This is a genomic window from Streptomyces sp. NPDC025833 (assembly GCF_055558055.1).
In genome coordinates this window covers 132820-148537 of record NZ_JBVHNF010000010.1, presented here as the reverse complement: position 1 = coordinate 148537, position 15718 = coordinate 132820, and the positions used below count along the sequence as shown (strand labels likewise).

The window sequence follows — 15718 nt, the reverse complement described above, 5'->3', positions numbered from 1 at the left end:
CTGACCGCGCCCCGACCGCACCGTCCACCCTGGCCATCCCGCAAGGAGAGGGACCATGAGCAGCCGAACCGTCATCCGCGGTGGACTCGTGATCACCGCGTCCGACGAGATCCACGCCGACGTCCTGGTCGAGGACGGCCGCGTCGCCGCCCTCGCCGCCTCCGGCACTCCCGCCGCCGGGGCGTTCACCGCGGACCGGGTCCTCGACGCCACCGGGAAGTACGTCATCCCCGGCGGCGTCGACGGCCACACCCACATGGAGATGCCCTTCGGCGGCACCACCGCCGCCGACACCTTCGAGACCGGCACCCGCGCGGCGGCCTGGGGCGGCACCACCACGATCGTCGACTTCGCCGTCCAGACGGCCGGCCGCACCCTGCGCGAGGGCCTGGACGCCTGGCACGCCAAGGCCGAGGGCAACTGCGCCGTCGACTACGCCTTCCACATGATCGTCTCCGATGTGAACCCCGACACGCTCAAGGAGATGGACCTCCTGGTCGAGGAGGGCGTGACCTCGTTCAAGCAGTTCATGGCCTACCCCGGGGTGCTCTACTCCGACGACGGCCAGATCCTGCGCGCCATGCAGCGCGCCGCCGGCAACGGCGGGCTCATCATGATGCACGCCGAGAACGGCATCGCCATCGACGTGCTGGTCGAGCAGGCGCTCGCCCGCGGCGAGACCGACCCGCGCTTCCACGGCGAGGTCCGCAAGGCCCTGCTGGAGGCCGAGGCCACGCACCGCGCCATCCGGCTCGCGCAGGTCGCCGGAGCCCCGCTGTACGTGGTGCACGTCTCGGCCGCGGAGGCGGTGGCCGAGCTGACCCGCGCCCGCGACGAGGGACTGGACGTCTTCGGCGAGACCTGCCCGCAGTACCTCTTCCTGTCCACCGACAACCTCGCCGAACCGGGCTTCGAGGGCGCCAAGTACGTGTGCAGCACCCCGCTGCGGCCCCGCACCCACCAGGAGCGGTTGTGGCGGGCGCTGCGGACCGACGACCTCCAGGTCGTCTCCACCGACCACTGCCCCTTCTGCTTCACGGGCCAGAAGGAACTCGGCCGCGGCGACTTCTCGAAGATCCCCAACGGGCTGCCGGGCGTGGAGAACCGCATGGACCTGCTCCACCAGGCGGTCCTCGACGGGCACATCTCGCGCCGCCGCTGGATCGAGATCGCCTGCGCCACCCCGGCCCGGATGTTCGGCCTGTACCCGAAGAAGGGCACCATCACCCCGGGCGCCGACGCGGACATCGTCGTCTACGACCCGCACGCCGAGCAGGTGCTGTCCGCCGCGACCCACCACATGAACGTCGACTACTCGGCGTACGAGGGCAGGCGCGTCACCGGCCGCGTCGAGACGGTCCTCTCGCGCGGCGAACTCGTCGTCGACCGGCGGGAGTACACCGGCCGCGCCGGGCACGGCGTCTTCATCCCGCGCTCCACCTGTCAGTTCCTGAACTAGGAGTGGCGTCCATGGACTTCGGCCTCGTCCTGCAGACCGATCCGCCCGCCTCCCGCGTCGTCGCCCTGATGCAACGCGCCGAGCGCAACGGCTTCCGCTACGGCTGGACCTTCGACTCCGCCGTGCTCTGGCAGGAGCCCTTCGTCATCCACAGCCAGATCCTGGCCAACACCGAGCGGCTGAAGGTCGGCCCGATGGTGACCAACCCGGGCACCCGCACCTGGGAGGTGACCGCCTCCACCTTCGCCACCCTCAACGACATGTTCGGCAACCGCACCGTCTGCGGCATCGGCCGCGGCGACTCCGCGATGCGGGTGGCGGGACGCAGACCGAACACCCTCGCCCGCATCAGCGAGGCCATGAAGGTGATCCGCGCCCTCGGCCGGGGCGAGGAGGCCGACCTCGGCGGCACGAAGATCCGCTTCCCGTGGATCGCGGAGGGCGCCGAGGTCCCCGTCTGGATGGCCGCGTACGGCCCCAAGGCGCTCAGGATGGCCGGCGAGGAGGCCGACGGGTTCATCCTCCAGCTAGCCGACCCGTACCTGACCGAGTCCATGGTGCGCACCGTCAGGGACGCGGCGGCGGCGGCCGGCCGCGACCCGTCCGAGGTGACGGTCTGCGTCGCCGCCCCGGCGTACGTCACCGAGGACGACTCGCCCGAGGCCCTCGCCCACGCCCGCGAGCAGTGCCGCTGGTTCGGCGGCATGGTCGGCAACCACGTCGCCGACCTGGTCGCCAGGTACGGCGAGCACTCCTCCCAGGTCCCCGCCGAACTCACCGGCTACATCGAGGCCCGGCAGGAGTACGACTACGCCCACCACGGACGCAGCGGCAACCCCGACACCCGGTTCGTGCCCGACGAGATCGTCGACCGGTTCTGCGTCATCGGCCCGGCCGAACGGCACGTCGAGAAGCTGGAGGCGCTCCGCGCCCTGGGCGTCGACCAGTTCGCGGTGTACGACATGCACGACGCGCAGGAGGCCACCATCGACGCCTACGGCAGCCGGGTCATCCCCGCCCTCACCGCCTGAGCCCCGCCCGCGCCCCCCGCACACCCCCTGGTCTCCCCTTCCCGCCGCCTCCGGGGAGGGGGCCGGTGCCCGCGCGGCATGCCCCGGTCCGCGCCCTGCCGGTACTCCGGCGGCCGGAACCGGCGGGCGGTCGCCGCCTCGGCTTCAGCCCCGGCCGCCCAGCGCCGCCACCGCGGACTTCGCCGCCTTGATGGCGCCCTTGTTGATCTCGTCCGTGCCGGGGGCCTTCCTGGTCTCGAAGTCGCTGCCGCTGTAGGTGACGACGACGAGGGCGTTGGCGACCCGGGCCAGCACCACGCCCTCGCGGGTCTGCTGCCCGTCCTCCGTGACGAGGTGCACGACCGAGTAGGCGCCGTCCCCGAGCCCCGGCACGGCCCCGCCGCCGCTCTTCTCCCCGACCCGCTGCCGGTACTCGCCGGTCGCCTCCTGCTCCGACCCGGTCAGCTCGAACGACACGTCCAGCCAGCGGTAGTCGTAGCCCTTGAGCGCGTTCCAGGAGCAGGTGCGGCGCCGCGTGGTGTCCGTCGACGGGATCTCCTTGCCGGCCGTCTTCGCCCCGGGCACCAGGGACTTGAGGACGGCGGCGGGCACGGCGGAACAGGGGGCGGGCGCGGTGGCGTACGCGGGCGCCGCCGCGCCGCCGGACGGGCTCGCGGCGGGGGACTCCGCGGGGGTGCTCTGGGACGCCCGGTGCCCGGCCGCCGCGGACGGGGCCGCCGGCCCGGACGTCAGCGCCCAGCCGGCGCAGGCGAGTACCGCGACCGGCGACAGACGCGCGGTGAGCGCGAGCGGCAAGGGAAGGGAACGCACGGCGCACTTCTCGTGGGGGAGGGGTGGGGAGGGTCCACGATGTGGACGGGGACGACAGTGTCACACGGCTGCCGGTGGCGCGGAAGAGGAAACTCGCAGCGTCCCCACCCGGTGACACACCCCCTCACGGGATGCCCCATTCGCCCCGTACGTCGCCGGATCGTCCGCCGGCGCCGCGGCACCCGCCCCGCCCCCACCGCCCCACCCGGGCTACGGGACCCTCGACGTCCATTCCGGTGACGCGAACTTGGTGCGGGCCAGTTCCGTCGCGCGGGCCATCTCGGTGTCGGTGACCGTGCCCTGAGCCAGGCCGTAGCGTGCGCGGAAGGAGTCGATCATCCGGTCGATGACGGCCTCACGGGCCAGCCCGGTCTGCCGCCGCAGCGGGTCGACCCGCTTCTTCGCGCTCTTCGTGCCCTTGTCCGACAGCTTCTCCCGCCCGATGCGCAGCACCTCGACCATCTTGTCGGCGTCGATGTCGTACGACATGGTCACGTGGTGCAGCACGGCACCCGGGCCGCCGCCGGGCCCGACGATCCGCTTCTGCGCCGCGCCCGCGATCTTCCCCTGGTCCGTGGCGATGTCGTTCAGCGGCTGGTACCAGGCCCGGATGCCCATGTCGCCGAGCGCGCCCAGCACCCAGTCGTCCAGGTAGGCGTAGCTGTCCTGGAAGGACAGGCCCTGCACGAGGGACTCGGGCACCGACAGGGAGTAGGTGATCGTGTTGCCGGGCTCCACGAACATCGCGCCGCCGCCGGAGATCCGCCGCACCACCTCGATGCCGTGCCGGGCGGCGCCGCCGGGGTCCACCTCGTTGCGCAGCGACTGGAAGCTGCCGATGATCACCGCCGGGGCGGCCCACTCCCACACCCGCAGCGTCGGCGGCCGCCGCTCCGCGGCCACCTCGGCGGTCAGCACCTCGTCCAGCGCCATGTGCAGGGCGGGCGGCTGCGGCGCCTCGTGGATCAGCTGCCAGTCGTAGTCGGTCCAGTCCGTGGCGCGCGCCAGCGCCCGGCGCACCGCGATGCCGACGCCTTCCGAGGTCAGGCCGTACATCACCGTCCCGGCGGGGAGCGCCGCGTCGATCCGCGCGGCCAGCCCCGCCGCGTCGGTGTCCGCGGGCGCGCCCTCCAGCGCGCCGTCCACCGCCTCCAGCGCCTCGTCCGGCTCCAGGAAGAAGTCACCCGCCACGCGCACCCGCCGCAGCACGCCGTCCTCGACGTCCACATCCACGACGACGAGCTTGCCGCCGGGCACCTTGTACTCACCGTGCACTGCCTGAGCCTCCGTTCCTGCCGGACTCGATCAACGTACGCCCCGCCCGGGATGTTCCCGGGCGCCCCGCACCGGGCCGGACGCCCCCCCGGCGCGTACGTCGTGTGCCCGCCTGCGGAGAACGGCCCCCCGGCGCCGGTGCGCGACCGTACGATCCTGACCGGTCCTCCCGTCGACCGTGAGGTGAGAGATGCGGTTCACCACCCGGCCCACCCTCCAGGGCACCTTCGGCATGGTGTCGTCCACCCACTGGCTGGCCTCCCAGTCCGCGATGGCGGTGCTGGAGGACGGGGGCAACGCCTTCGACGCCGCCGTGGCCGGCGCGTTCGTGCTGCACGTCGTGGAGCCGCACCTCAACGGCCCGGCCGGCGAGGTGCCGATCCTGCTCGCCCCCGCGGGCGGCGCCGTGCGCGTGCTGTGCGGGCAGGGCGTGGCCCCCGCGGGCGCCTCGGCCGCCCACTACCGCGGGCTCGGACTGGACCTCGTACCGGGCACCGGGCCGCTCGCCGCCGCCGTGCCCGGCGCCTTCGACGCCTGGCTGCTCCTGCTGCGCGACCACGGCACCAGGGCCCTGGACGACGTGCTGAAGTACGCCATCGGGTACGCCGAGCACGGGCACCCGCCCGTGGAGAACGTCGGCGCGACCGTCGAGAGCGTACGGCGGCTGTTCGAGACCGAGTGGACCTCGTCGGCCGAGGTGTACCTGCCGCACGGCCGCGCGCCCCGCCCCGGCACGCTGCTGCGCAACCCCGCGCTCGCCGCCACCTGGCGGCGGCTGCTGGCCGAAACCGCCGGCGCGGGCGGCCGGGAGGCGCGGATCGACGCCGCGCGCGAGGTGTGGCGCACCGGCTTCATCGCCGAGGCCCTGGTGCGCCAGTCCGGGCGGCCCACCATGGACACCACCGGGCGGCGGCACACCGGCACGCTCACCGCGGCCGACCTGGCCGGCTGGTCGGCGGCCTACGAGGCGCCGGTCACCCACGACTGGAACGGCTGGACCGTCTGCAAGGCCGGCCCCTGGAGCCAGGGCCCCGCCTTCCTCCAGCAGCTCGCCCTGCTCCCGCCCGAGCTGCCCGCACACGGCTCCGCCGACTACCTCCACCTGCTGATCGAGGGCTGCAAACTCGCCATGGCCGACCGCGAGGCCTGGTACGGGGACGCGGCCGAGGTGCCCCTCGCGGACCTGCTGTCGGACGACTACAACACCGCGCGGCGCGCCCTGATCGGGGACACGGCCTCCTGGGACCTGCGCCCCGGCAGTCCCGGCGGGCGCGCCCCGCGGCTGCCCGCACAGGCGCTCGCGCGCGTGGTGCCGGCCGGCGCGCGGCCCGGCTTCGACCCGATGGGCGCCGGCGAGCCGACCGTCGCGCCGCTGCCCGGCCTGCCGCCCCTCGCGGACGTGACCGGCGAGGCGCAGGCGGCCGGGGACGGACCGGTCGCCGCCGACGGCACCACCCGCGGCGACACCTGCCACCTGGACGTCGCCGACCGCTGGGGCAACATGGTCGCGGCCACGCCCAGCGGCGGCTGGCTCCAGTCCAACCCCGTCGTGCCGGAACTCGGCTTCCCGCTCGGCACGCGCCTGCAGATGGCCTGGCTGGAGGAGGGCCTGCCGAACTCCCTGACCCCCGGCCGCCGTCCCCGCACCACGCTCACCCCGTCCCTCGCGCTGCGCGACGGGGTGCCGGTCCTGGCGTTCGGCACGCCCGGCGGTGACCAGCAGGACCAGTGGCAGTTCCACTTCTTCCTGGCCGCCGCCCTGCGCGCCCCCGTGCGCGGCGGCCTCGACCTCCAGGGCGCCGTCGACGCGCCCAACTGGCACAACGACGGTTTCCCCAGTTCCTTCCACCCGCGCGGCCGGCGCCCCGGCAGCGTGACCGTGGAGTCCCGCACGGACCCGGCCGTGGTCGCGGAACTGCGGCGGCGCGGCCACCACGTCACCGTCGGCCCGGCCTGGTCCGAGGGCCGGCTGTGCGCGGTGGCCCGGGACCCGGAGACCGGCGTCCTGTCGGCGGCGGCCAACCCGCGCGGGATGCAGGGGTACGCCGTCGGCCGCTGACCCCCGCGCCGGCCCCCGTTCTTCATCGGGAATCCACCCCGGGTACACCCGCGGGGCGGGGGATGTCAGTGGGACGTGCTCTCATGGGAGGCATGAACGAAGAGACGGAAACCATCGACGAGTTTCTCGCCCGCTGCTCGGCCGACGTGGAGGAAGCGGTCCGCAAGGCCGCCGCGGCCGAGATCCTGCCCCGCTTCCGCCGCCTCGCCGCGGACGAGGTGGACCAGAAGAGCGGCCCGCACGACCTGGTGACCGACGCCGACCGCCTCGCCGAGCTGCGGCTCACCGAGGACCTCGGCGCCCTGCTGCCCGGCTCCCTGGTGGTCGGTGAGGAAGCGGTGCACGCCAACCCCGCGGTGTACGAGGCGCTGCAGGGCGACACGCCGGTCTGGATCGTCGACCCGGTCGACGGCACCCGCCAGTTCGTCCACGGCGACGACGGCTTCTGCACCCTGGTGGCCCTCGCCCACCGGGGTGACGTCATCGCCTCCTGGACCTACGCCCCGGCCCGCGACCAGTTCGCCACCGCCGTCCGCGGCCGGGGCGCCTTCCTCGACGGCGAGCGGCTGTTCGCGGGCCCGCCCGAGCCCGGCCGGGACCTCGCCGTCGCCACCTCCCACCCGGACTTCACCACGGACGCCCAGAAGCGCGCGCTGCGCGCCCTGTGGACGGACGGCCTCGCCCCGCGCCCGTGCGGCTCCGCCGGCCTGGAGTACCTGGCCGTCGCCCGGGGCGAGTTGGACGCCGTGGCGTTCTCCTGGGAGGCCGCCTGGGACCACGCCGCCGGCCTGCTGCTGGTCGAGGAGGCGGGCGGCACGCACCTCACCCTGACCGGCGAGCCGTTCCGCGTCACCGGGGGCAACGCCCTGCCCTTCACGGCCGCCCGGGACGCGGCCACCGCCCGCCGGGTGGCCGGGCTGCTGGGCACCGGCTCCTGAACCTCCGGGGTCACCCGGGCCGGGGGAGTGGCGGTCCCCCGGCATATCCTGATCCCGAATGGCCGTCGGCTGACAAAGGGGACCGAAGGTGCCGTCGATGCTCGATGCGGTCGTGGTGGGTGCGGGACCGAACGGACTGACCGCCGCGGTGGAGCTGGCCCGCCGCGGCTTCTCCGTGGCCCTGTTCGAGGCGAAGTCCACCGTGGGCGGGGGGGCCCGCACCGAGGAGCTGACCCTCCCCGGTTTCCGGCACGACCCGTGCTCGGCCGCCCACCCCCTCGGCATCAACTCCCCGGCGTTCCGCGCCCTGCCGCTCGACCGGTACGGCCTCGAATGGCTGCACGCCCCGCTGCCCATGGCCCACCCCTTCCCGGACGGCGGCGCGGCCGTGCTGTCCCGCTCGGTGGCCGAGACCGCGGCCTCCTTCGGACCGCGCGACGCGGGCCCCTACCGCAGACTCGTCGAGCCGCTGCTCGCCCACTGGGACACCCTGGTGCGGGACTTCATGTCCCTGCCGCTGACGGCGCTCCCGCGCGACCCCGTCACCCTCGCCCGGTTCGGCCTGGCGGGCCTGCCGCCGTCCACGTGGCTGATGCGCCGCTTCCGCGACGAACGGGTCAAGGCGCTCCTCGCCGGCCTGGTCGCCCATGTGATGGCGCCCCTGGGCGGCCTGGCCACGAGCGCCATCGGACTCGTCTTCGCCCTGTCCGCCCACGCCCGCGGCTGGCCCGTGCCCCGCGGCGGCTCCCAGGCCATCTCCGACGCGCTGGCCGCGCTGCTGCGGGACCTCGGCGGCGAGATCCACACCGACTACGAGGTCAAGCGCCTGGACGACCTGCCGCCCGCGCGCGCCTACGTCTTCGACACCTCGCCCGCCGCGCTCGCCCGCATCGCCGGCTTCGGCGACTACTACGCGCACTACCGCTACGGCCCCAGCGTCTTCAAGATCGACTACGCGCTGGACGGCCCGGTGCCCTGGACCGCGCCCGAGGCCCGCGTCGCCGGCACCGTCCAGATCGGTGCGAGCAAGGCCGAGATCGGCGCCGCCCTGCACACCGCGTCCCGCACGGACCGCGCCCCCGACAAGCCGTTCATGATCACCGTGCAGCCCAGCGTGGCCGACCCCGGCCGCGCCCCCGAGGGCAAGCACGTCTTCTGGGCCTACGGCCACGTGCCGAACAACTGGTCCGGCGACCTCACCGAGGCCATAGAACGCCAGCTGGAGCGCTTCGCCCCCGGCTTCCGCGACCGTGTCCTCGCCCGGGCCACCGCCGGACCCGCCGAGATGGCCGCCCGCAACGCCAACTACGTCGGCGGTGACATCGCCTGCGGCGCGGCCTCCGGCCTCCAGCTCCTGCTGCGCCCCCGGCTCTCCCTGTTCCCGTACCACACCCCGCACCCGGCGGTCTTCATCTGCTCCTCGGCCACCCCGCCCGGGCCCGGCGTCCACGGCATGTCGGGGCACAACGCGGCCAAGGCCGTCTGGCGGAGACTGAGGCAGACATGACCACCATCACCCTCGTCCGGGGCGACATCACCCGGCAGCACGCCGACGCCATCGTGAACGCCGCCAACTCCTCCCTGCTCGGCGGCGGGGGCGTGGACGGCGCGATCCACCGCCGCGGCGGCCCCGCCATCCTGGAGGAGTGCCGCGCCCTGCGCGCCTCCCGGTACGGCAAGGGCCTCCCCACCGGGCAGGCCGTCGCGACCACGGCGGGCGAGCTGGACGCCCGCTGGGTGATCCACACCGTCGGCCCCGTGTACAGCGGGAGCGAGGACCGCTCGGACCTGCTCGCCTCCTGTTACCGCGAGTCCCTCCGCCTCGCCGGTGAACTCGGCGCCCGCACCGTCGCGTTCCCGGCCGTCTCCACCGGCGTCTACCGCTGGCCGATGGAGGACGCGGCCCGGATCGCGGTGGAGGCGGTCCGGGACACGCCGACGGCGGTCGAAGAGGTGCGCTTCGTCCTCTTCGACGACCGGGCGTACGAGGCGTTCGCCGCGCGGCTGGACTGAGCCGCCCACCGCGCACTCCCGCGGACCGAGCGGTCCGCCCGTCCCGCCGAGCGCTCCCGCGGTCCGGACACCCCGCCCGTCCCGCCGGACACCCCGCCCGTCCCGCCGAGCGCTCCGCCCGCCTCGCCAAGGGCCGCCAAGGGATCCGGCCGACGACCCGGTGGCCGTCGAACCGGTGCGCCGAATTCACCCGAACGGAGTCTTTCGCGGTGCGCCCGGACGCCGTAGGGCCGACCCTCGACACAGCGGTACGCGCCGCAAGGACGCGCGTGCCCCACACGGGGGAGGCAGGGAGGAGACAGTCATGAGCCAGGCAGCACAGCCCACCGGACCGGCTTCCCCGGGCGGCCCGGGGCGGCCGCACCAGTCCGCGGCCCGGAGCAGCGGCTGGGTGACCGGCGGTGTCACGTTCGCCGGAGTCCTGATGGTGTGCAGCGGCGTCCTCGCCCTCCTCCAGGGCATCGCCGCGGTCGCCAAGAACGACGTGTACTTCCGCATCGGCGCGTACCTCTACGAGTTCAGCCTCACCGGCTGGGGCACGATCCACATCATCCTCGGCGCGCTGGTCCTGCTGACCGGTGTCGGCCTGCTCATGGACATGACGTGGGCGCGCTTCGCCGGTCTGTTCTTCGTCGCGCTGAGCCTGATCACCCAGTTCCTGTTCCTGCCGTACTCGCCCGTCTGGTCGCTGGTCCTGATCGCGATCGACGTCTTCGTGATCTGGGCCCTGGCGAGCCGGCAGGAAGCGGCGGCGGCCTGAGGCCGCCGGCACCGGCTCCGGTCAGCCCAGCGCGCGCAGCGTCCTGCCGAGCCGCGCCACCCCGTCGGCGACGACACCGGGCGGGGTGGCGGCGTACCCGAGGACCAGCCCCGGCCGCCCCGGCGACTGCCGGTGCCAGGACAGCGGCTGGCACTTGACGCCCCGGGCGAGCGCGGCCGCCGCGAACACGGTGTCGGGCACGTCCGAGGCGTACGTCACCGTCAGGTGCAGGCCCGCCGCCGCGCCGTGCACGCGGGCGCCCGGGAGGTGTTCGGCGAGGGCCGCGATCATCGCGTCCCGCCGCCCGCGGTGGCGCCCGCGCAGCATCCGCAGGTGCCGTTCCAGCTCGCCGGACTCCATGAGCCGGGCGAGGACGAGCTGCGGCAGCACGGCGTTCCCCAGGTCGTTGAAGCGCTTGGCGTCGACCAGCGGGGCGCGGTACCGGGCCGGTGCCACCAGCCAGCCGATCCGCAGCGCGGGCGCGAGCAGCTTGGACACGCTGCCCAGGTAGCAGACCCGGTCGGCCAGCAGGGCGCGCAGCGCGGGGACCGGAGGGCGGTCGTAGCGGTGCTCGGCGTCGTAGTCGTCCTCCAGGATCAGCCCGCCCTCGTGCGCCCACGCCAGCAGCTCGCGCCGGCGTGCGCCGCTGGTCACGACACCCGTGGGGAACTGGTGGGCGGGCGTGAGCAGGACCGCCCGCGCCCCGGTCGCCCGCAGCGCGTCGACCCGTACGCCCTCCTCGTCGACCGGCACGGGCGGGGTGGCCAGGTCCCCGTTGGCCAGGTGCTGCCGGGCCCCGAGCGAACCGGGGTCCTCCACCGCGACCGCGTCGACGCCGTCCGCCCGCAGCACCGGGTGCAGCAGCGTCAGCGCCTGCGCGGTGCCCGCGACGATCAGCACGTCGTCCGGCACCACCCGTACCCCGCGCACCCGCGCGAGCCAGTCGGCGACGGCCCGCCGCAGCCGGGGCGCGCCGCGCGGGTCGCCGTAGCCGAGCTGCTCGGCCGCCAGCCCGGCGAGCACGGCCCGCTCGGCGCGCAGCCAGGCGGCGCGCGGGAAGGTGCTGAGGTCGGGACGGCCGGGCGTGAAGTCGACGGCGGCCGGGGCGGCCCGCAGGGCGTCGAAGACCTCGACGCTCGGGGCCCCGGTGAACAGCGCCGGGGCGCCCGTACCGGGGCCACCGGGTCCGCCGGCCGCCCGCGCGCCGCCGGCGCCGGGGGCGCGGCCATCCCTGCCGTGGGCACCCGCGCCGACGGCACGGGCGGAGGAGCCGCCGCCACCGGCACCGGTGCCCCCGCCACCGGCAACAGAGCCACCGGTACCGAAGCCACCGCCACCGCCAGCGCCACCGGCACCGGCGGCGCGCACGCCGTCGCGTGCGAGCCCGGCACCGTCGCCGGTGCCCCTCGGCGGGCCGCCCGCCGGCCCCGTCGTGCCGGGTGCGGCCCGCCCGGTACGGCCGCGGTCGCGCGCGGAGGCGGTGAACGGGGCCGCGACCACCACCGTGCCGCCGCGCCGGCGGCCCGTCACCTGGCCGTCCTCGGCGAGCCGCCGGTACGCCTCGGTCACCACGCCCCGCGACACGTACAGCTCCGCGGCGAGCACCCGGGTGGGCGGCAGCCTGCTGCCCACCACCAGCCGGCCGTCGGCTATCGCCTGCCGCAGCCGTCCGGCCAGCCACTCCGCCTTGCCGACGGCGGGCACCTCCGCCACCGCGAGCTGGAGGAAGTCGGAGCCACGCCCCGCTCCCTCGGCCTCACCCACCGCCTTTGCCGTCCCCTCCGCAGCCATCCGCCCATGCTGTCACGCGCCCCGCCGCCCCCACCCCTGGCGCGCCCCTCCCGTGCCCGGCGTCCCGGCGTCCCCGTGCCCGCGCCGCCCCCCTTCAGCCCCCTCAGCCCCCTCACTCCCCGAACGTGAACCCGGGTTCGTCGCGGGTGAGGACGGCCGCCGCCGGTACGGTCCGCCAGTGCGCGGTCACCTCCTCCTCGATCGCCTTGAGGACCTCGGGCACGACGTCCGCGCCGCCCTCGTGCATCGCCTCCGCCACCACCAGCACCCGGCCGGTGTGCGCGCCGACCGCCGAGAAGCCGCTCTGGCGGTGGGTCCAGCGGCGGGCGTGCGCCCGGCCCGCGGAGTCGACGAAGGTCACCTCACCGGGGGCGGGATGCTCGACGCCACCGCCGAACGCCGTGTACGTCTCGTCGCCGCGGGCGGGGCGGACCTCCAGCAGCGGCCCGGCGATCCGGTCGGCGTCGAGGACCGCCACCGGCACGGCGTACGCCACGGACACCGCGTTGCACAGGTCCACCAGCGGATGGATGGCCGGCAGCGCCCCCTCCTTCCGCAGCCGGCGCAGCAGCGACTCCGCGGCGGACCGGTACTGCGTCGGCTTCACCCCCATCCGGGCGAAGGCCCGCCGCCAGGCCAGCACCTCGGGGAACTCGCCCTCGGTCGCCCGCTCCAGCCGGGCCAGCGCCCGCGCGGTGTACGCGGCGGCGCGCGGCCCGGTGTCCGCGGCGGCGTCGACACCGGCGGCGTACAGCACACCGGCCGACAGCTCGGGATGGGCGGCCCGGACCGGGTCCGCATGCCGGAATCGCACGCTCACGCCACCACCACTCGCACGCCTGGGTTCGACGGGACGCTCAACGGGACCTCCTCGGTGATCGGAAAGGCCAGACTGCCCCGCCCTTGGCCCGCCGGACAGAGCCAAAGGCGCTCGCACCGACCGGTCCATAACCGCCGACCGGTCCACCACCCCGGGCCACGCCCCCTGGACCGCGGCCGCCGCGGCCCGCGTGGCATCATCGGCCCGGGTCAGGACCACCGCCGTACGAGGAGCACGATGAACCCCGCTCTCACCGAGTCGCCCGAGGGGACCGCCCCGCGCCCGGACGGCGCCGGGGGCCCCGGGCGGGGCGCCTCGCTGCTGGACGACTTCTCCCTGGAGATGACCGGCAAGGACGTGGCCCGGCTGGAGGAGGCGGCACCCGGCATCCCGCCCGGCACGCGCGTCAACATCACCTTCCTCGCCGGCGAGGACACCGCCACCCGCCGGACGGCCGCCCGCGCGGTGAAGCGGCTCGGCTTCGTCCCCGTACCGCACCTCTCCGCGCGCCGGCTGCCCTCCCGGCCGGCCCTGGAGGAGTTCCTCGGCGGGCTGGCGGCCGACGGCACCGCCGAGAACGTGTTCGTCGTCGGCGGCGACCCCGCCCGTCCCGAGGGCCCCTACGAGGACGCCCTCTCCGTGCTGCGCACCGGGCTGCTGCACCGGTACGGCGTCCGGCACGTCGGCATCACCGGCTACCCCGAGGGCCACCCCGCGATCACCGGCCAGGCGCTGTGGTCCGCGCTCACGGACAAGGCCGCCGCCATCGGGGCCGGCCCCTTCACCGGCGACGTCATCACCCAGTTCGGCTTCGACGCCGACCCGGTCCTCACCTGGCTGGAGGCCCTGCGCGCCCGGGACGTGCGTCTCCCCGTCCGCATCGGCGTCCCCGGACCGGCCGGAGTGCGCCGGCTGCTGGGCTACGCCACCCGGTTCGGCGTCGGCACCAGCGCCTCCGTCGCCCGCAAGTACGGGTTCTCGCTGACCGGCCTCGTGGGCACGGCCGGCCCGGACCGCTTCCTGCACGCCCTGGCCGACGGGTACGACCCCGCCCGGCACGGCCCGGTGAAGGTGCACTTCTACACGTTCGGCGGGCTGCGGGCCACCGCCGAGTGGATCACCCGGTTCCGGCAGCGGCACCCCCCGGCGCCCCGGACGCCCTGAACCGCCCGGGCCCCAGGCCAGACCCACGTACGTGTCGGATTCCCGCCAGCCACGGGGGCGGCCGGTGGCCGATGCTGGACGTATGCAGACAGGGACGCACCCCGACCGGGAACACTGCGTGCGCGCCGTCCGGTCCAAGGACGCACGGTTCGACGGATGGTTCTTCACGGCCGTCCTGACCACCCGGATCTACTGCCGGCCGAGCTGCCCGGTCGTACCGCCCAAGCCGGAGAACATGACGTTCTACCCGAGCGCCGCCGCCTGCCAGCAGGCCGGGTTCCGGGCCTGCAAGCGCTGCCGCCCCGACGCCAGCCCCGGCTCCCCGGAGTGGAACCGGCGCGCGGACCTGGTGGCCCGGGCCATGCGGCTGATCGCCGACGGCGTCGTGGACCGCGAGGGCGTGCCCGGACTCGCCGCCCGGCTCGGCTACAGCACCCGGCAGGTGGAGCGGCAGCTCCTCGCCGAGCTGGGCGCCGGCCCCCTCGCGCTCGCCCGCGCCCAGCGCGCCCAGACCGCGCGCCTGCTCATCGAGACCACGCCGCTGCCCATGGCGGACATCGCCTTCGCCGCGGGCTTCGCCTCCGTCCGGGCCTTCAACGACACCGTCCGCGAGGTCTTCGCCCTGTCCCCGAGCGAGCTGCGCGCCCGGGTGCCCGGCAGCGGCCCCGGCACCCCCGGCGTGCTCACGCTGCGGCTGCCGTTCCGCGCCCCGCTCAACCCGTCCAACCTCTTCGGGCACCTCGCCGCCACCGCCGTACCCGGCGTGGAGGAGTGGCTGCCCGGCCGCCCGGACGGCCCGGAGGGCCCCACCACCGGCGCCTACCGGCGCACCCTGCGGCTGCCGTACGGACACGGCATCGTCGCCCTCGCCCCCCGCCCCGACCACATCGCCTGCCGGCTCACCCTCGGCGACCTGCGCGACCTGACCGTGGCCATCAGCCGCTGCCGCCGCCTGCTGGACCTGGACGCCGACCCGGTCGCCGTCGACGAGCGGCTGCGCGCCGACCCGCTGCTCGCCCCGCTGGTCGACCAGGGTCCCGGCCGCCGGGTGCCGCGCACCGTCGACGAGGCCGAGTTCGCCGTCCGGGCCGTGCTGGGCCAGCAGGTGTCCACGGCCGCCGCCCGCACCCACGCGGCCCGCCTGGTCACCGCGCACGGCAAACCCCTCGACGACCCCGAGGGCGGACTCACCCACCTCTTCCCGTCCCCCGAGGCGCTGGCCTCGGTCGACCCCGCGAGCCTGGCCATGCCCCGCACCCGGCGCACCACCTTCACCACCCTCGTCCAGCGGCTCGCCGACGGCGACCTGCACCTCGGCGTGGACGCCGACCGGGCGGAGGCCCGCGAGCGGCTGCTCGCGCTGCCCGGCTTCGGCCCGTGGACCGTGGACGTCATCGCCATGCGCGCCCTGGGCGACCCCGACGCCTTCCTCCCCACCGACCTCGGCATCCGGCGCGCCGCCAGGACGCTGGGCCTGCCGTCCACCCCGGCCGCGCTCACCGCCCGCGCCGAGAGCTGGCGCCCCTGGCGGGCCTACGCGGTGCAGTACCTGTGGGCGACCGACAGCCACCCCGTCAACTTCCTTCCGGCATGAGGAA

At 75.5% G+C, this 15718-nt stretch carries 13 protein-coding genes; 9 read left to right on the top strand and 4 right to left on the bottom strand.

The annotated features are described in order from the left end of the window. Positions 1-55 precede the first annotated feature (55 nt). Positions 56-1459, top strand: a complete 1404-nt coding sequence (gene hydA / locus ACZ4K2_RS19400; RefSeq protein ID WP_467474957.1) for a dihydropyrimidinase — start codon at positions 56-58, stop codon at positions 1457-1459. Positions 1460-1470: 11 nt separating this feature from the next. After that, positions 1471-2490 carry a TIGR03842 family LLM class F420-dependent oxidoreductase gene (locus ACZ4K2_RS19395; RefSeq protein WP_467474958.1) on the top strand — a complete coding sequence of 340 codons (1020 nt, stop codon included), beginning with the start codon at positions 1471-1473 and terminating at the stop codon, positions 2488-2490. A 144-nt stretch (positions 2491-2634) separates the two neighbouring features. Here ACZ4K2_RS19395 and ACZ4K2_RS19390 read toward each other — a convergent pair whose 3' ends face one another. Beyond that, a complete protein-coding gene (locus tag ACZ4K2_RS19390) occupies positions 2635-3300 on the bottom strand; it encodes a hypothetical protein (RefSeq protein ID WP_467474960.1) in 666 nt (221 codons plus the stop codon). Between the two features lie 210 nt (positions 3301-3510). Next, positions 3511-4575: a lipoate--protein ligase family protein gene (locus ACZ4K2_RS19385; RefSeq protein WP_467474962.1), complete on the bottom strand. Its 1065-nt coding sequence runs from the start codon at positions 4573-4575 to the stop codon at positions 3511-3513. A gap of 190 nt (positions 4576-4765) precedes the next feature. Between ACZ4K2_RS19385 and ACZ4K2_RS19380 the strand changes: the two genes are divergently transcribed. The 5 genes from ACZ4K2_RS19380 (at position 4766) to ACZ4K2_RS19360 (ending at position 10345) form a co-directional block, all read left to right on the top strand. Continuing rightward, positions 4766-6634, top strand: a complete 1869-nt coding sequence (locus tag ACZ4K2_RS19380; RefSeq protein WP_467474964.1) for a gamma-glutamyltransferase family protein — start codon at positions 4766-4768, stop codon at positions 6632-6634. Positions 6635-6726: 92 nt separating this feature from the next. Further along, complete coding sequence (locus ACZ4K2_RS19375; RefSeq protein WP_467474966.1) at positions 6727-7572, top strand: inositol monophosphatase family protein; 846 nt, start codon at positions 6727-6729, stop codon at positions 7570-7572. Between the two features lie 88 nt (positions 7573-7660). Continuing rightward, positions 7661-9079 (top strand): phytoene desaturase family protein, encoded by a 1419-nt coding sequence (locus ACZ4K2_RS19370; protein ID WP_467474968.1) that lies wholly within the window; start codon positions 7661-7663, stop codon positions 9077-9079. Next, positions 9076-9585 (top strand): O-acetyl-ADP-ribose deacetylase, encoded by a 510-nt coding sequence (locus tag ACZ4K2_RS19365; protein ID WP_467474970.1) that lies wholly within the window; start codon positions 9076-9078, stop codon positions 9583-9585. The genes ACZ4K2_RS19370 and ACZ4K2_RS19365 overlap by 4 nt, the downstream gene beginning before the upstream one ends. 304 nt (positions 9586-9889) lie before the next feature. Beyond that, entirely contained in the window at positions 9890-10345 is a 456-nt protein-coding gene (locus ACZ4K2_RS19360) for a DUF7144 family membrane protein (protein ID WP_467474972.1), read from the top strand. Between the two features lie 21 nt (positions 10346-10366). Here ACZ4K2_RS19360 and ACZ4K2_RS19355 read toward each other — a convergent pair whose 3' ends face one another. Together ACZ4K2_RS19355 and ACZ4K2_RS19350 are read right to left on the bottom strand one after the other, a co-directional pair. After that, positions 10367-12136, bottom strand: coding sequence for an aminotransferase-like domain-containing protein (locus tag ACZ4K2_RS19355; RefSeq protein WP_467474974.1), 1770 nt, complete (start codon positions 12134-12136; stop codon positions 10367-10369). Positions 12137-12248: 112 nt separating this feature from the next. Next, the gene (locus tag ACZ4K2_RS19350) at positions 12249-12956 is read right to left on the bottom strand and encodes a B3/B4 domain-containing protein (protein ID WP_467474976.1); all 708 of its coding nucleotides are present in this window, start codon (positions 12954-12956) and stop codon (positions 12249-12251) included. A gap of 342 nt (positions 12957-13298) precedes the next feature. Between ACZ4K2_RS19350 and ACZ4K2_RS19345 the strand changes: the two genes are divergently transcribed. Next, entirely contained in the window at positions 13299-14120 is an 822-nt protein-coding gene (locus ACZ4K2_RS19345; RefSeq protein ID WP_467475210.1) for a methylenetetrahydrofolate reductase, read from the top strand. 82 nt (positions 14121-14202) lie between these two features. Beyond that, entirely contained in the window at positions 14203-15714 is a 1512-nt protein-coding gene (locus tag ACZ4K2_RS19340; RefSeq protein WP_467474978.1) for a DNA-3-methyladenine glycosylase 2 family protein, read from the top strand. Positions 15715-15718 lie beyond the last annotated feature (4 nt).